Annotated in this window: 1 protein-coding gene; it reads left to right on the forward strand. The window is 64.5% G+C overall.

What is annotated here, in order from left to right; all coding sequences use genetic code 11:
* Positions 1 to 550, forward strand: a 550-nt coding sequence (locus tag AC1DVH_RS32540) for an IS66 family transposase (protein ID WP_477757230.1), incomplete at both ends; no start/stop codon positions are given.

Genomic DNA, 550 nt, shown 5'->3' on the forward strand with positions numbered 1-550 from the left:
CTTCCCGCGTCAGACCGTCGATCATCAGCCCGGCCCGTGCAGTGCCGGTTGTAATGGACCGTCAGTGCAGATCGACGAGGCCGTCACTGAGGTCCTCGACTATGTCCCTGCACGCTTCCGCGTCATCCGCCATGTCCGGCCCAGGCTGGCGTGCCGATCCTGCGAACAGATCCGACAAGCGCCCGCTGTCGATCTGCCGCTGCCCAAGGTGATGGCGAGCAGCGCCCTGCTGGCCCACCTCGTCGTCAATCGCTTTGTCGATCACCAGCCCTGGCACCGGCAGTCGGTAATCTTCCGCCGCGTTGGGCTTCACATTGATCGGGATGTGATGAGCCGCTGGGCGCGAAAACTGGCATGGCTGCTGGCGCCGCTGGGCGAGCGGTTGTTCGCCTATATCCGGGAAGCCGCCAAAATCCATGGGGACGACACGCCGGTCACGTTTTTGGGCAATGGTGACGGCAGCCGGACCGGGCACTTCTGGGTGTATCTGCGCGATGATCGCTCCAGCGGCGACATGAGTCCGCCCGCCGTAGCCTTCCGCTTCAGCGCA

The sequence above is a fragment of the Pseudomonas sp. P4_C3 genome (assembly GCF_056402075.1).